Origin of the sequence: Ilumatobacter sp. (genome assembly GCF_965215205.1) — a bacterium.
Classification (GTDB): Bacteria; Actinomycetota; Acidimicrobiia; order Acidimicrobiales; family Ilumatobacteraceae; genus Ilumatobacter_A.
Genome location: NZ_OZ244049.1, coordinates 218631 through 233825, shown reverse-complemented (window position 1 = coordinate 233825; position 15195 = coordinate 218631). Strand labels below are relative to the sequence as shown.

Below are 15195 nucleotides of genomic sequence, written 5' to 3'. Positions count from 1 at the left end.
AGGAGGACGTGATGGACCACGACCCGCCCGAACCCGCCGGCACGGCCGACGGGCCGCCGATGCTGGAGATGCGCGGGATCACCAAGCGCTTCCCCGGCGTCGTCGCCAACGACGGGATCGACCTGTCGGTGCGGTCGGGTCGCGTCCACACCCTCCTCGGCGAGAACGGTGCCGGCAAGAGCACCCTGATGAAGATCCTCTACGGGCTGCACCAGCCCGACGAGGGCAGCATCCACCTCGCAGGAGAGCAGGTGCGGATCGCCTCGCCGTCCGACGCGATCGCCCGCGGGATCGGGATGATCCACCAGCACTTCATGCTGGTGCCGACGCTGACCGTCGCCGAGAACGTCGCGCTCGGACTCGGCGGTCGCCGGGGTCGCGCCGACATGGGTCCCGTCAAGCGGCGCCTCGCCGAGGTCTCCGAGCGCTACGGCCTGCACGTCGACCCCGACGCGCAGGTGTGGCAGCTCGCGGTCGGCGAGCGCCAGCGCGCCGAGATCCTCAAGGCGCTCTACCGCGACGCCCGGGTGCTGGTGCTCGACGAGCCGACCGCCGTGCTCACCCCGCCCGAGGTGGACGACCTGTTCGCCACCCTGCGCCAGCTCACCGCCGACGGCTGCGGCCTCGTCTTCATCTCGCACAAGCTGCACGAGGTGATGCAGCTCTCCGACGAGATCACGGTCCTGCGCGACGGGCGCGTCGCCGGGACCGCCCGCCCGAGCGAGGTCGACCGGCGGGGCCTGGCCGAGATGATGGTCGGGCGACCCGTGGAGCTGACGCGCACCGTCGTCGAGCGGACGCCCGGCGAGGCCCAGCTCACCGTCGAATCGCTCGACGTGATGGGCGACCGGGGCGACCTCGCCGTCGAGGACCTGTCGCTCGAGGTGCGCTCGGGCGAGATCGTCGGGGTCGCCGGGGTGTCCGGCAACGGCCAGCGCGAGCTCGCCGAGGCGATCTTCGGGCTGCGACCGATCCGCTCGGGGCGCGTGCGGGTCGGCGGCGAGTGGACCTCCACTCCGACCCCGAGCGCGGTCCGCTCGATGGGTCTCGCGTACGTCCCCGAGGAACGGATGCGCGACGGCGCCGTCGCCGACTTCACCGTCGCCGAGAACCTGATGCTGGTCGACTACCACCGCGAGCCGTACGCCCGCGCCGGCCTGCTCGACCGCGGCGCGATCGCCCGTCGATGCTCTGAGCTGGTGGGCCGGTACCGGGTGAAGACCCCCGACCTCGGGACCGCGACGCGCAACCTGTCGGGCGGGAACATCCAGAAGGTCGTGATCGCGCGCGAGTTCAGCTCGGACGCGACCGCGTTCGTCGTCGCCCAGCCGACGCGCGGCGTCGACATCGGAGCCGCCGAGTACATCCACGAGCAGCTCCTGGAGAAGCGGTCGCAGGGTGCCGCGATCCTGCTGATCTCCGAGGACCTCGACGAGGTCGTGCAGCTGTCCGACCGCATCATCGTGCTCCTCGAGGGCGAGGTGATGGGCGAGCTCGAGCGCCGGGAGTTCGACGTCAACCGCATCGGGCTGCTGATGTCGGGCGTGACCGCGCCGAACTGAGCGGTCCCGGATCGGACGTCGCCACCGACGGTCTGCTCGACGTGGGGTGCGCGCCCGCCGAGCGACGGCGCCCGGCGCGCCCGTAGCGTCGCAGCGTGCACGACATCACGATCCTCGACGGCGGCATGGGCAAGGAGCTGCGGCGGATCGGGGCGCCGTTCCGCCAACCGGAGTGGTCGTCGCTCGCGCTGATCGAGGCGCCCGAGGCGGTCGTGCGGGCCCACCGCAACTTCATCGACGCCGGCGCGACGGTGATCACGACCAACAACTACGCCGTCGTCCCGTACCACCACGACGACGACTTCTTCGCCCGGCGCGGCATCGAGCTGACCGACCTGGCGGGCAGGCTCGCTCGCGAGGCCGCCGACGGCGCCGACCACGAGGTGCTGGTCGCCGGTTCGATGCCGCCCCTGTTCGGGTCGTACGAGCCCGATGCGTTCGACGTCGACCGGGGATCCCCGCTGTACCGCGACATCGCCGGCGCCCTCCACCAGCACGTCGACCTCTGGCTCGCCGAGACGCTGAGCTCGATCGCCGAGATGGACGCCGTCCTCGACGCACTCGACGCGATCGGGGCGGACGGACCGGTGTGGATCGCGTTCACCCTGCCCGAATCGTGGGCGGCGGAGGGGATCGCCCTGCGCTCGGGGGAGACCCCGTCGCGCATCGTCGACGCGATCGCTCGGCGGGGGGATCGGGTCGACGCGGTGCTGTTCAACTGCTCGCTGCCCGAGCAGACGGGCCCCGCGCTCGTCGAGCTGCGCGGGGGGCTGGCCGAGATCGGATCGACGGTGCGCACCGGGGCGTACGCCAACGCGTTCCCCGCGTCGCGCGAGGACGGGTACAGCGCGAGGTCCGTGGTGTTCGAGCGTCGGTCCGAGCTGACGGCCGAGCGCTACGCCGACTTCGTGGCCGGATGGGTCGACGACGGGGCGACGATCGTCGGCGGCTGCTGCGACATGTACCCCGAGCACATCGCCGCCCTCGCCGCCCGCTTCGCCCCCACCCCTCCCCCGCCCGCCTGACCGAGTACCTCCGGCGTCAGACGGAAACGGTACGAGCACCCCTTGCGTCAGACGGAAACGGTACGAGTACCGCTGGCGTCAGACGGGGAAGGCACGGGGAGGGCACGCCAGAGGGGGGACGGGCGGGCTGGCAGACTGAGCCCATGCTGCGCCACACCGTCCTGTTCGCCTGGAACGACGACGTCACGGCCGACGACGTCGCCGAGATCGCTTCGGGTCTCGACCGCATGGCCCACGTCGTCGACGGCATCGAGGCGTACCGCCACGGAGCCGATCTCGGGCTCGCCGAAGGGAACCTCGACTACGCTATCGTCGCCGACTTCTCGACCGCCGACGCCTACGCGGCGTACCGGGACCACCCCGATCACCAGGACCTGATCGCCACCACGATCCGACCCCACGTCAGCCGCCGGGTGGGCGTGCAGTTCGAGCTCGACTGATCCGAGGCGCGCTGGTCAGCGTGCGAGGTGGGAATCGAGCGCATCGAGCAGATCGCGCTGAGCCCCCACCTCCGGCCCGGCCCCGGGGCGCTGCGACGCGACCGTGGCCAGCGCCTCCTCGGTGGGCACGCCGAGCGCCATCAGCACCGCCACCGCCATCGTGCCGGCGCGCCCGATGCCGGCCGAGCAGTGCATCACGACCGTCCGCCCGTCGCGCAGCAGCCCGACGATCCCGTCGAGGATCCCGATCGCCTCGTCGATCCGCGGGGCGTGGAGGTCGGGGATCTCGTACCAGCGGGCGTCGGGCGAGGTCGCGAGCCAGTCGGCGTAGCCGTCGTAGCGCGCGATGTCGGCGCGCTGGTTGAAGCAGACCACGACCACGTCCCCCCCGAGTCGCTGCCTGACGCCCTCGGGATCCGGGCCGACCACGTGCTTGCCGCAGAGGAACACGCGCCCGGGCACGTGCTCGGGGACGGTGATCTCGTCGAGGCCACCGTCGTGCGAACGCCCTCCCGGCCAGGTCACCGCCGCCTCCGCGTCGACGGACCGGACCGCGCGCACCGGAGGTGGTGCTCGCCGTGCGCGCTCACGGTCGGACGACGTCGACCAGATCGTCGCCTGCGACGCGGCGCTCGAGGTTCGCGAGGAACATCTCGTTCGAACGGCGACCGGTGCCGTCCGTCGACCCCGAGTTGTGCGGGGTGATGATGACGTTCGGCGCCGACCACAGCGGGTCGTCCGACGGGAGCGGCTCGGGGGTGGTCACGTCCACGCCCGCTCCGCCCAGGCGCCCGTCCACCAGGGCCGAGGCCAGCGCCGCCTGGTCAACGAGCTCACCCCTCCCGACGTTGACGAGCAGCCCGTCCGCACCGATCGCGTCGATCACCTCGGCGGAGACGATCCCCTCCGTCTCGTCGGTCAAGGGGAGCGCCACGACGACCACGTCGTGGTCGGCGGCGATCGACACGAGGTCGTCGAGCGGGCGGACCGGGTGGGGTTCGCCACCGCGCGCCGCGCGCCGCACGATCGTCGGCTCCATCCCGAACGCATCGGCCAGCCGGGCGCACTCGACGCCGATCGGACCCCATCCGACGATCGCGATCGATCGCCCCTCGAGCTCGATCCACCTGCGCCACTCCCAGTCGCCGCGATCCTGCGCACGGACCATCGCCGGGAGGTCTCGACTCAGCGCCAGCAGGTACATCATCACGGTGCGTGCGATCGGCGGAGCGCTGGCCCCGGAGGAGTTGGTGAGCACGACGCCACGCTCCACGAACGACGTGAACACCGGGCTGTCGACACCGGCCGACATGGTGTGGAACCACTCGAGCGCTCCCGCTCGCGTCGCCACCCCGAACCAGCGCTCGGCCCGCTCCGGCCACGCGTCGTGGGAGAAGAACGCGATGGTGATGCGCTCGATGTCCTCCGGGGACACCGGCTCGTCCGCGACGAGCTCGACCAGCTCCAGGTCGGGGGCGATCGACGCGAGCCGATCGCGGTGCTCCTCGGCGAACACATCGGTGCAGAACAACACGTCGCTCACGTGTGGAGTGTCGCACGCCGGGGTGACGCCGGTCGTCTCGACCCCTCCCCGACCGAGCGTGGCGTCTCACCGGAGGCGAGCTCCGCGCTCGCCCGGCGTCGGAGCGGCGGGGGTTCGCTGCGGGGGCGGGCCGGGTGTGAGGATGGGCCGATGAAGACCGCTGCGACCGAACTGCTCGACATCGAGTTCCCGATCCTCGCCTTCAGCCACTGCCGCGACGTCGTCGCGGCGGTCTCCAAGGCCGGTGGTCTCGGCGTCCTGGGGGCGGTCTCGCACACCCCCGAGCAGCTCGAGATCGACCTCGCCTGGATCGAGGACGAGCTGAACGGCCAGCCCTACGGAGTCGACCTCATCGTGCCGGCGAAGTACGCGGGCGATGGTGACGGCGGCTACACCCTCGACGACATCGCCCAGCTGATCCCCGACACCCACCGCGAGTTCATCGACGACATCCTCGCCCGCTACGACGTCCCCGAACTGCCTGACGGTGACGACACCCGCTCGAACACGGCCAGTGAGGGCAGCGGCGGCAACGCGCCGTTCAGCGCGAAGAACGCGATGCCCCAGCTCGACATCGCCCTGGCCCACCGCACGTCGTTCGTCGCGAACGCGCTCGGCCCGCCTCCGCAGTTCCTGATCGACCGGTGCAAGGAGGAGGGCAAGCTGATCGGCGCCCTCGCCGGTCGACCCCAGCACGCCGAGCGCCACCAGGCGGCCGGTGTCGATCTGATCATCGCCCAGGGCTCCGAGGCCGGCGGCCACACGGGCGAGATCGGGTCGATGGTGCTCATCCCGGAGATCGTCGACGCCGTCGACGTGCCGGTCCTCGGTGCGGGCGGGATCGGTCGCGGGCGGCAGATGGCCGCTGCCATGGCGCTCGGCGCCGAGGGCGTGTGGTGCGGCTCGGTGTGGCTGACCACGAACGAGGCCGAGACGCACCCCGTGGTCAAGGAGAAGTTCCTCGCGGCGACCTCGGCCGACACGATCCGCTCGCGCTCGCTGACCGGCAAGCACGCCCGGATGCTCAAGTCGAGCTGGACCGAGGAGTGGGACCGCTCCGACACCCCCGACCCGCTCGGCATGCCGCTGCAGCCGATCCTCACCGGGACCGCCCAGCGACGCATCGCGCGCGCCGCGCGCACCTCGGGGTCGGGCGCCGAGAAGCTGGTCAACTACTTCGTCGGCCAGATCGTCGGCTCGATGAACCAGCCGAAGTCGGCGGGCGCGGTCGTGATGGAGATGGTCGAGGAGTTCATCGAGTCGGTCGAGTCGCTCTCCCGCCAGCTCGAGGTCTGAGCGACCCGGGGGACGTCAGCCGGCGAGGTGGCCCCACGCGGGAGCGAGACGGTCCCACGGCCCGGTCGCGGCGATCTCGCCGTCGACCATCACCACCACCCGATCGGCACGTGCGAGGGCGGCGCGCTTCGACGTGGACCCGATGACGGTCAGGCCCCGCTCGCGCAGCGACTCCCACAGCTCGACCTCGGTGGCCGCGTCCAGCGCCGACGACACGTCGTCGGCGATCAGCACGTGGGCGCTCACGGCGAGAGCGCGAGCGAGCGCGAGCCGCTGCACCTGACCGCCGGACAACCGCACGCCGCGGTGGCCGATCACCGCGTGGACGCCGCCGGCATCCGCGACGTCGCGGCCGAGCCGGGCTCCGGCGATCGCCGGCGCGACCGCACGGTCGTGACCGAGGTGGACGTTGTCGGCGAACGTCCCCGACAGCACCCGTGGCACCTGCGCGACGTGAGCGACCCGAGGGGGCCGCAGGAACCGCTCGCGATCCTCGATCTCGACGCCGTCCCAGCGCACCTGCCCGGTCGACGACACGAGCCCGGCGAGAGCCGAGAGCAGGCTCGACTTGCCCGATCCGACCGTTCCGAGCAGCAGGACCAGCTCGCCGCGCCGGACCCGCAGGTCGATGCCGTGGGCTCCGATCGTCCCGTCGTCGTGGACGGCGGAGAAGCCCGCCACCGCGAGCTCGCCGAACTCCCCGCCCACGGTCGGTTCGGCCCCCGGCGCGTCGCCCGACACCAGGTCCACCCCGGCCGGCACCGTCATCAGATCGTCGCCCGCGGCGAGGCGGCACGTCTCGGCCTGCCACGCACGCACCCCGGGCGCCTCGGTGATGACCGCACCCGCGACCCGCCCGAACCAGTCGAACCCGCTGACCGCCCCGGACACCAGCAGAGCCGTTCCGAGCCCCCACCCGCCGGCGACGTGGACGGCCCACGCCGCCACGACGCCGGCCTGGACGAGCACGTGGGGGAGACCGTCGAGGATCGCCTGGATCCGGTGCTCGCGGACCGCGGCGCCGATGCGCTGCTCGTCGACGGCGCGCAGGTGGCGGTGGACGTCGGGGGTCGCGCCCGCGAGCTTGACGGTGCGGATCGAGTCGAGCGACGACACCAGCGAGCGCCCGAAGCGCGCCCGGGCGGTCGACGAAGCGGCGGCCGAGCGCCCGGCCGACGGTGCTCCGACCGCGGACACGGTCGCGCTGGCGACCATGACCGAGATCAGCACGGCCCCGGCGAGCACGCTCCCCCCGGCGATCGCGGTCACGAGCGCGATCACCAGCCCGTTCGCGAAGTCGACCCAGCGGTCGGCGTAGCGGGCGAAGCGGTCGGAATCCATCGCCCGTGCCACGACCTCGCCGGGCGGGGTCGGCGCGAGGCGATCCTGGCGGGTCTGGCCGACGAGCACCGAGGTGCGGACGCGCAGCATCACCGCGATCCACCACTTGGGGTAGCGGTCGATCGCCTCGCCGAGGAGGAACGGCGCGCACAGCAGCGAGGCCACCACGGCCACCACGAGCAGGGGCGCGTCGCGCCCGGCTTCGAGCTCGACGACGAGGCGACCCCACGACCACCCGGTGAGCGCGCCGTGCGCGCCCGTGATCGACGCCGCCAGGAACAGCACCACCCCGGCGAGGCCCCACCGGGGGTGGATGCGGATCGCGCTCCACGTCCCACGCGCCAGCCCCGGACCCGATCCGGTCCGACGCTCCGGCGGCGGCGTCCCGACGCGCCGCACGGCGCCGATCGCGCCCGTGGCCACGACCTCGGGGCGTTCGGCGAGCGCCGTCGATCCCGATGCGGGCACCGGGTTCGCCGACGAGGGACCCCGCCGGCCGTCCGCGCTCGATCCCCCGGATCCAGCCGACGGCGCGGAGCGGCTCGCCCCGCCGCCGGAGCCGGACCCGGGGCCACCGGCGACGAGACCGCCGTCCGATCGGTCCGTGGCGCCGTCGCCGGCGACCGCGGTCGACGTCGCGTCGTCGGCACCGGCGGCGCTGTCGAGGAGCCGCCGGAACGCCCCGTCGGTCGCGGCGAGCTCGGAGCGGGCGCCGTGCTGCACGACCCGACCGTCGTCGAACACGGCGACCGCTCCGGCGCGCTCGGTCGTCTGCAACCGGTGGGCGACGACCAGGCCGGTCCGCCCCTCGAGGAGGCGACGCGACGCGCGCACGACCGCCGCTTCGGTCATCGGGTCCATGCGCGCCGTCGCCTCGTCGAGCACGATGATCCCGACGTCGCGCACCAGCAGGCGGGCGAACGAGACGAGCTGCTCCTCCCCGGCCGACAGGGCGGTCCCGCCCGGGCCGAGCTCGGTGTCGAGGCCGTCGGGGAGCCGCCCCACCCACGCCGAGAGGCCGAGCTCGTCGAGGGCGGCCTCGATCCGCGACCGGGGGACGTCGGCGAACAGCGCGATGTTCTCGGCGAGCGTTCCGGCGATGATCTCGGTGCGCTGGGTGACGACGCCGACCGCCGACCGCAGCACGTCGAGGTCGAGGTGGAGCACGTCGACGCCACCGACGAAGACCGTCCCGGGGTCGGGGTCGACGGCGCGCGACAGCAGCGACGCCAGCGTCGACTTGCCCGAACCGCTGCGCCCGACGAGAGCGCACGTGGTGCCGGCCGGGACCGTGAAGGTGACACCGTCGAGCGCGAACGGCCCGTCGTCGTAGGAGAACCGCACGTCACGGAACTCCACGTCGAGGCGGTCGTGGCCGAGGCCGAGCCCGCCCACCGCCTCCGCGGGGGCGGCGAGGACGGATCGCAGGCGCGTCACGGCGCCGACCCCGGCCTGAATGTCGGGGAGCTGGTGCGTCGCACGGGCGACCTGGCCGACGAAGGTGCTGGTGACCGCGAACAACGTCACGAGGGTGGCGATCGAGCCGGCGTCCCCGGCGAGCGCCGCCACGCCGACCACAACGGTCGTCGCGAGCAGGCCGTGGAGGACGAGCCCGGACCGGCGGGTCATCCGCACGTCGAGCTCGAGCACCTCGGAGAAGCGTGCGTGGACGACGGCGGCGAGCTGGGCGCTGCGGCGCACGACGAAGCCCTGCCCGAGGCTGGTGCGCAGGTCGTCGCGCGCGGCCACCCCCTCCTCCATGGCGGCGGCGTGGTCGCTCCAGGCGGCCTCCTCGATCACCCGCAGCTCGGCGACCGGGCCGAGGAGGCCACGCACGACGAGGAACACCAGCGCCGCCGTCGCCGGGAACAGGAACCAGGCGGGGGTCCAGGTGAGGCCGGCCACGACGAGCAGCGGGATCGCCCCGAGCGCCAGGCGGATCACGACCCAACCGCTGTTGCGCAGCAGCGACCCGGTCTCGTGGGTGTCGTCGTCGACCCGGTCGAGGATCTCACCGACGGGCTGCTCCTCGAGATCCGTCAGCGTCTGGTGCATCACGGCGTCGAGGAGGTCGACCCGCGCGCGGCCCTCGGCTCGGTCGACCACCGCGCTCCAGATCGTGCGACCGGCGGTGTCGAGCACCCCCGCACCGACGACGCAGGCGGCGAGGAGCCCGACGAGCGTCCACGACGGGCGCTCCGCGAGCCGTCCCACGACGACGGTGCCGAGCGCCGCACCGATCGCCCCCACGGCCGACGCCGTGAGCGCGAGGACGGTCGCCCGACCCCGGAGGCGGCGCCACCCGAGCTCGCGACCGGCGGTGGCCGTCGTCATCCACCCGACGCTAGGTCGGGGGGACGGCCCCTCGAACGTGGGTTTCCGTCGTCCGGCCGATCAGTCGAGAACGGAGCGGACCGGCGGACCACCGGCCGTCGTGGTGCGCTCACGTCGCGGAGAGGGGGTGGGGGCGACGGGGCCGCCCGACGTCACCCGCCGCCGGTCTCCGGTGGGCGAGCCCCGTCGAGGTCCGCCACGAGCTCGTCGAGCTCGATCGCGCCGGCGATCCACGCGGTGGTCCGTTCGAGCACCTCGTCGCGGTAGGACGAGGCGAACCCGTCGGAGGCGTCCGGGCGCATCGTCCGGCGCTGCGCGAGCAGCCTGGCGAGGCGCCGGTCCTCGGGCTGGTGGTAGCGGTCCACGTCGATGGACGAGCGACTGCTCAGGTAGCCGCCTCGGCGCGCCCACGCGGCCGCTCCCTCGGGCGACGCGAGGTAGGCCACCAACCGGTCCACCGCGTCGGCGTCGACGAACTGCACCACGGAGTCGTTCCCGACGATGATCGGCGCCGGAGCGTCCGGGTCGACGCCCGGCAGCACGAAGACGTCGACGTCACCGTCCGGGCCGATCTCGACGTCGTCGTCGAACCACACCGTGGCGAAGCTCGCCTGCTTGAACATCGCGCACCCCGGTTCGTCGTCGAGGAGCGGACCGGGGATCGAACCCAGCTCCGTGCCGAGCACCCGGGTCGCTCCGCCGGCCGACCGCCCACCGGAGAGCACGAGGTCGGCGAACTCCTCGTGGGCCGAGCGGATCGCGGGGTCGGAGAAGCCGCGCTCCCCGCGACGCCACTCGTCGTACACCTCGGCACCCGCGCGCCGCACGACCAGGTCCTCGACCCAGTCGGTCGCGGGCCACCCGGTGTCGTCGCCGGAGGAGACCCCGAAGCACCACGGCGCGAGGTCCGACGACGTCTCGACGAGCTCGACCAGGGCGGTCAGCTCGTCCAGCGACCGCGGCACCGACCACCCCCGCTGGGCGAAGAGGTCGGGGCGGTGCCACACGAGCGACTTCACCACCGTCCGGTAGGGGAACGCCCGCAGCTCCCCGGCGTCGTCGACCTCCAGCGTGGAGTCGGGGAAGTCGGCCCGGACCGCCGTCGCGACGTCGTCGGAGAACGCGACGATCGCCTCCTGCGCCGCGAGGTCGTCGACGAACCCGGCCTGGGGGATCACCGCGACGTCGGGCGGGGCGAGCGCTCCGTCGAGGCGACCGCGCAGGTCCGACACGACATCGAGGCTGCCGGTGTAGCGGACCTCGATCCCGGTCCGCTCCACGAAGCCCTCGACGGAGTCCGCGAACGCGTCCGCGTCGGCTCCGAGCCACGGTCCGAAGACCTCGATCGAACCGTCGCCCGCGCCCTCGTCGCTCGGGGGGCGGGCATCCGCGCACCCGACCGCGACGAGAGCGGACGTCGCGGCCGCGAGCAGCGCCGTGCGCCTCACCGCGCCGACACCACGGACAGCTCGTCGCTCTGGTACAGCAGCCGCAGCTCCACGGGGCCGTCGACGCGGTCGCGGATCCGCTGGGCGAGCGACCACGCCGGCGGCGACTCGCCGACACCGACGACGACCAGCTCGACGTCGGCCGTCCCGCCGCTCGTCTCGGCCGACAGGGTGACGATCCGCGCCTCGTCGTGCCAGTCCTCGACGGACTCGACGACCGAGCTGCGCAACCGCATGTCGCGCACGGTGGACGCGGTGTGCCGGAACAGGGGGACGGCGACGGCAGCGACGGCGAGCGCCGTCACGAGCACCCGTCGGCGCAGCACCCCGCGCCGCAGCGTGGCCGGGGGACGGAACCCGCTGACCGCGAGCACCAGCCCCGCTGCGAACACGATCGCGGCGAGGTTGGTGAGGTACAGCAGGACGGCGTTGGCGGCCTCGTCGACGAGGCCGAGCTCGAGGGTGATCCCGGCCGTGGCCAGCGGAGGGACGAGCGCGACGGCGATGCCCACCCCCGGCAGCGCCGAGATGGCCGAGCGTCGTGGTTGCACGTAGCCGCCGGCCGCCCCGGCGGTGATCGCCACGCCCAGGTCGAGCAGACCGGGGAAGGTGCGTCCGCGGATCTCCGCGGGCAGCGCGCTGACGTCGATGACGGATCCACCCGCCAGCAGGCTCACCGCCCACCCGAACGCGACGGCGAGGGCGGTGCCGACGACGATCACGCCGAGCGAGCGCGCCAGCCGCAGGTCGTCGGCGGTGACGGTGGCGGCGGCCGCCGCCATGATCGGCGTCATCAGCGGTGCCACGAGCATCGCCCCGATCACGACGGCACCCGAGTCCGACAGCAGCCCGAACGACGCGATCGACGCCGACAGGGCGATCAGCGCGCAGAACCGGACGAGGAAGTCGCGCAGCGCGGGTCCCTGGTGCGGGATCAGCTCGTCGACCGACCGACGGGCGTCGGCGTCGGGCTCGGTCGGGAGCACCGATCCCACCCAGCGGGCCGCCCCGCCGATCGCGGTCTGGGATCGCCCACGCGCCCCCGCCGGCGCCGGGCCCGTCGAACGCTCGCCGGTCGTCACGAGGCGACCGTACTGCGTCGGGGGGTGGTGCTCGCCACGATGGATCCGTCGCGAGACGGGCTCGGACACCCGGCGCCTCCCGTCCACCGGGCGGCCTGCGACACGACCGGACCGACGCACCCGCGACGTGGCCGGGGAGGAATCGGCCCGGGTTCCGGGCACCGTGTCGGGGTGGAGCACGTCGACATCGCCGTGATCGGTGGCGGCCCGGCCGGAGCGGCCGTGGCCATCCGCGCCGCCCGGCAGGGGGCGACGGTCGTGGTCCTCGAGAAGGGCGAGCACGGCCGCGACAAGGTGTGCGGCGACGGGCTCACCCCTCGGGCCGTCGGCGCGCTGCACGACCTCGACATCGACCTGTCCGACGCCCACCGGATCCGCGGGCTTCGGATGATCGCCGGCTCGACGACGCGCGAGCTCGACTGGCCGACCACCGACCGGTTCCCGAACCACGGCGCGGTGTGGCCCCGTCGACGCCTCGACGCCGCGCTGATCGACGCCGCGACGGCATCGGGCGCCGACGTCCGCTTCCGGACCGTCGCCCTCCCCGTGCTCGACGGCGACCGGGTCATCGGCGTCGACACCCGCCCGGCCGGCGACGACGCCACCGGACCGACGACGCGGATCACGGCCGACCTCACCGTCCTCGCGGCCGGCCCCCCGGGCGCCGCGGCGCGGGTGCTCGGCGCGACCCGCGTCGAGGGCGAGACGTTCGGCCTCGCCATCCGCACCTACGCCGAGACGCCCCGCCACGACGACGAGCACCTCGAGGCGATGCTCTCGCTGACCGACGAGGCGGGCACGGCGATCCCCGGCTACGGCTGGATGTTCCCCGCCGGGGACGGCACCGTCAACATCGGGGTCGGCGCGCTGTCGACGATGAAGGGGTTCAAGTCGCTGAACCTCAACTCGATGATCGAGTCGTACCGCCGGGTCGTCGAGCCCGACTGGCAGCTCGGGCCGAACCTGTCCAAGCCGCGTGCGTGGCGACTTCCCATGTCGGCGCAGCGTCGTCACGGGCCGGGTTGGGTCGCGATCGGGGACTCCGCCGGCCTGGTCAACCCGATGAACGGCGAGGGGATCGACTACGGGCTCGAGTCGGGGATGCTCGCCGCCGACCTGTTCGTCGCCGATCCGGCCACGGCCCCCGAGCGCTACGACCGCGAGGTCGGGAGGCGCTTCGACGCGTTCCTGCGCACCGGACGCCGGTTCTCGTTCCTGATCGGTCACCCGTGGATCCTCAAGACCGGGCTGCGCTTCTCGGTGAGCACCGAGTCGATCGCGAACATCACGCTCGCCGTGATGGGCAACCTCGTCGACGACCGGACCCCCGGCGCGGCGGGCCGTGTGATGTGGGCCGCCGACAAGGGCCTCGGGCTCGCCGACCCGGTCCTGCGCCGCACGCGCGCCTCCGCCTGAGCGACGCGACCTCGGCGGCGCGAGGCGGGTCACGAACCGAGCGGCCCGCTTCGGCCGTCACGAGCGGGCGTCCCCGCCCGCGGAGCCGGTCCTCGCTCGAGCACCGCTCGCGCCGGCGGGCCAGACTGGTGAGGTGGTGTCCCTGCGACCGGCGACGGCATCGGACGAGCCGTTCCTGCGCGAGGTGCTCGCCATCGCCGCCGACTGGCGACCCGGCACCGACGTCCGATCCGCCGACGAGGTGCTCGACGACCACGCGATCGCGCGCTACCTCGCCGGGTGGCCGCGGCCCGGCGACCTCGGGGTGGTCGCCCACGATCGCGGCACCCCCGTGGGCGCGGCGTGGTGCCGCACCTTCACCGGCGAGGATCGCGGTTACGGCTTCGTCGCCGCCGACGTCCCCGAGGTGACGATCGGCGTGGTCGAGCAGCGGCGCGGCGAGGGCATCGGCCGCCGCCTGCTCGTCGCCCTGATGGGCGCGGCGAGCACGATCGGGGCGCAGCGTCTCAGCCTCAGCGTCGAGAGCGACAACCCGGCCCTCGAGCTGTACTCGCAGGTGGGGTTCGTCGAGGTGTCGCGGGTGGCCGACTCCCCGACGATGGTCGCCGACTGCCGAGACCTCCCCCGTGATCCCTCGGCGACGGGGAGCGACGTCGCCACCGAGTCGACGACCTGAACCCCCAGCTGCGGACCGGACGAGAGCTCCGCTGCTCGCAGCAGTGGTCTCGGTTCGACCGGCCGGCATACCCGGAACGCATCCGATGACCAGTCCGCGCCGCCCGCCGATGACCGCGCAGATCGTCGTGCATATGTCGACCGACTTGCAAGACGCCCGGGTTCGTGACGACGACGAGCATGACCGAACGGTGGCGCACAGCGCCCGGGTCCACCTCGAGCGCGTCCTGTCGGTCTGGTGACGTGTCCCTGGCATGAGGGAAATGCGTCGCCCCGGGGTCCCTGCGCGGCGCGCCGTGAGTGGCTATTGTCGCACGCGATTGGTCAGCGGTTCGCCTCGGAACGTCTCAGGAGTAGCGCATGAGTTCCGAGGCGAAGCGAGAGGTCGTAGCGGTACGTCACGATGCGCTGGTCGGGGCGTTCCGGTGGTCAGAGATGACGATCGTTCAGCACAAGCGGATCGTTAAAACTCTCGCCGAACTACCGCCCCCTCGAACTCCCGCCGACCGCTCCTTGGTCGGTCGATCGCTGTGCGATGCCCGCTTCTTCGTGTACTCGGCTCGAATGTTGTCGCAAGCGACCGATCAGCTACGCGACGCCCACCCGGCGCTGACCATGCCCCCCGAGATGCAGGAGCATGTCCGAGTCCTACGGAACTGCATTGCCCACTGGGATGAGGCCCGGTCAGGAAGAGCGTTCGATGAGCTGGAGAGGCTCGTTGGACACCGCAACATCGACACCTTGATCTGGAGCGTCGACGCCCCTGATCTGACGTTCGGCGGACTTCGTCTCGATCACGTCTTTGAGTTCAGCAAGCGCATCCGGCCGATCCTGAACAACCTTCTGCCAAGGGCCTGACGCCGGGTCCCGATGGCTGGCCGCAAGGCTGCGCATCACGGCGGCGTCTACCACGTCCGTGCAGCTCGATCCCGCCGGGCGGCGTACGCCTGCCCGTCGGCGAGATCCTGGCGCTGCCGGATGACGCTGCCGAAGCGCAGACGTCACCGTGATGGGACGCCGGCCCGATGGACGG

At 73.1% G+C, this 15195-nt stretch carries 13 protein-coding genes; 8 read left to right on the top strand and 5 right to left on the bottom strand.

The annotated features are described in order from the left end of the window. The first annotated feature begins 11 nt into the window (after nt 1–11). The 3 genes from ACOOHC_RS01300 to ACOOHC_RS01290 all read left to right on the top strand — a co-directional run bounded on the left by ACOOHC_RS01300 (nt 12) and on the right by ACOOHC_RS01290 (nt 3027). Entirely contained in the window at nt 12–1562 is a 1551-nt protein-coding gene (locus ACOOHC_RS01300; RefSeq protein WP_420452205.1) for an ABC transporter ATP-binding protein, read from the top strand. A gap of 95 nt (nt 1563–1657) precedes the next feature. Further along, complete coding sequence (locus ACOOHC_RS01295; protein ID WP_420452204.1) at nt 1658–2587, top strand: homocysteine S-methyltransferase family protein; 930 nt, start codon at nt 1658–1660, stop codon at nt 2585–2587. A 143-nt stretch (nt 2588–2730) separates the two neighbouring features. Beyond that, nucleotides 2731–3027, top strand: a complete 297-nt coding sequence (locus ACOOHC_RS01290; RefSeq protein ID WP_420452203.1) for a Dabb family protein — start codon at nt 2731–2733, stop codon at nt 3025–3027. 15 nt (nt 3028–3042) lie between these two features. Here the strand turns inward: ACOOHC_RS01290 and ACOOHC_RS01285 are convergent, their stop codons facing one another. Both ACOOHC_RS01285 and ACOOHC_RS01280 read right to left on the bottom strand, forming a co-directional pair. Further along, on the bottom strand, nt 3043–3588 hold the full coding sequence (locus ACOOHC_RS01285; RefSeq protein ID WP_420452202.1) for a protein-tyrosine phosphatase family protein: 546 nt from the start codon (nt 3586–3588) through the stop codon (nt 3043–3045). 25 nt (nt 3589–3613) lie between these two features. Then, complete coding sequence (locus tag ACOOHC_RS01280; RefSeq protein WP_420452201.1) at nt 3614–4570, bottom strand: D-2-hydroxyacid dehydrogenase; 957 nt, start codon at nt 4568–4570, stop codon at nt 3614–3616. A 150-nt stretch (nt 4571–4720) separates the two neighbouring features. Here ACOOHC_RS01280 and ACOOHC_RS01275 point away from each other — a divergent pair, with 150 nt between their 5' ends. Then, the gene (locus ACOOHC_RS01275; protein ID WP_420452200.1) at nt 4721–5866 is read left to right on the top strand and encodes a nitronate monooxygenase; all 1146 of its coding nucleotides are present in this window, start codon (nt 4721–4723) and stop codon (nt 5864–5866) included. Between the two features lie 15 nt (nt 5867–5881). On the opposite strand, the gene ACOOHC_RS01270 is transcribed toward ACOOHC_RS01275, so the two are convergent. From ACOOHC_RS01270 to ACOOHC_RS01260, 3 genes are all read right to left on the bottom strand, one after another. After that, nucleotides 5882–9541, bottom strand: coding sequence for an ATP-binding cassette domain-containing protein (locus tag ACOOHC_RS01270; RefSeq protein ID WP_420452199.1), 3660 nt, complete (start codon nt 9539–9541; stop codon nt 5882–5884). Between the two features lie 152 nt (nt 9542–9693). Continuing rightward, a complete protein-coding gene (locus ACOOHC_RS01265; RefSeq protein ID WP_420452198.1) occupies nt 9694–10989 on the bottom strand; it encodes an ABC transporter substrate-binding protein in 1296 nt (431 codons plus the stop codon). Further along, on the bottom strand, nt 10986–12071 hold the full coding sequence (locus ACOOHC_RS01260) for a DUF389 domain-containing protein (RefSeq protein WP_420452197.1): 1086 nt from the start codon (nt 12069–12071) through the stop codon (nt 10986–10988). The genes ACOOHC_RS01265 and ACOOHC_RS01260 overlap by 4 nt, the downstream gene beginning before the upstream one ends. Before the next feature lie 171 nt (nt 12072–12242). On the opposite strand from ACOOHC_RS01260, the gene ACOOHC_RS01255 reads away from it, so the two are divergent. From ACOOHC_RS01255 to ACOOHC_RS01240, 4 genes are all read left to right on the top strand, one after another. Next, the gene (locus tag ACOOHC_RS01255; RefSeq protein ID WP_420452196.1) at nt 12243–13487 is read left to right on the top strand and encodes an NAD(P)/FAD-dependent oxidoreductase; all 1245 of its coding nucleotides are present in this window, start codon (nt 12243–12245) and stop codon (nt 13485–13487) included. Between the two features lie 133 nt (nt 13488–13620). Next, entirely contained in the window at nt 13621–14163 is a 543-nt protein-coding gene (locus tag ACOOHC_RS01250; RefSeq protein ID WP_420452195.1) for a GNAT family N-acetyltransferase, read from the top strand. A gap of 109 nt (nt 14164–14272) precedes the next feature. Then, nucleotides 14273–14404: a hypothetical protein gene (locus tag ACOOHC_RS01245; protein WP_420452194.1), complete on the top strand. Its 132-nt coding sequence runs from the start codon at nt 14273–14275 to the stop codon at nt 14402–14404. Between the two features lie 118 nt (nt 14405–14522). Further along, nucleotides 14523–15020, top strand: coding sequence for a hypothetical protein (locus ACOOHC_RS01240; RefSeq protein ID WP_420452193.1), 498 nt, complete (start codon nt 14523–14525; stop codon nt 15018–15020). Nucleotides 15021–15195 lie beyond the last annotated feature (175 nt).

Excerpts from the sequence above, each read along its gene's own strand:
- ACOOHC_RS01270 (WP_420452199.1), bottom strand. The coding sequence starts at position 9,541 with ATGACGACGGCCACCGCCGGTCGCGAGCTCGGGTGGCGCCGCCTCCGG.
- ACOOHC_RS01245 (WP_420452194.1), top strand. The coding sequence starts at position 14,273 with ATGACCGCGCAGATCGTCGTGCATATGTCGACCGACTTGCAAGACGCC.
- ACOOHC_RS01240 (WP_420452193.1), top strand. The coding sequence starts at position 14,523 with ATGAGTTCCGAGGCGAAGCGAGAGGTCGTAGCGGTACGTCACGATGCG.
- ACOOHC_RS01275 (WP_420452200.1), top strand. The coding sequence starts at position 4,721 with ATGAAGACCGCTGCGACCGAACTGCTCGACATCGAGTTCCCGATCCTC.
- ACOOHC_RS01300 (WP_420452205.1), top strand. The coding sequence starts at position 12 with ATGGACCACGACCCGCCCGAACCCGCCGGCACGGCCGACGGGCCGCCG.
- ACOOHC_RS01290 (WP_420452203.1), top strand. The coding sequence starts at position 2,731 with ATGCTGCGCCACACCGTCCTGTTCGCCTGGAACGACGACGTCACGGCC.